Source organism: Fictibacillus gelatini DSM 15865, from assembly GCF_000430745.1.
GTDB classification, from domain to species: domain Bacteria; phylum Bacillota; class Bacilli; order Bacillales; family Fictibacillaceae; genus Fictibacillus_A; species Fictibacillus_A gelatini.
In genome coordinates this window covers 15,648-15,848 of sequence record NZ_AUMP01000052.1, presented here as the reverse complement: position 1 = coordinate 15,848, position 201 = coordinate 15,648, and positions in this window count along the sequence as shown.

Genomic DNA, 201 nt, shown 5'->3' with positions numbered 1-201 from the left:
ATTTTTGTCCTTGAGACCCTTTCTATTGGACAGATTTTCGTCTCCAGACCGTATTTTTGTCCTTGAGACTCCTTCTATTGGACAGGTTTTCGTCTCCAGACCTCATTTTTGTCCTTGAGACTCCTTCTATTGGACAGATTTTCAACTCCAGACCGTATTTTTGTCCTTGAGACCCTTTCTATTGGACAGATTTTCGTCTCC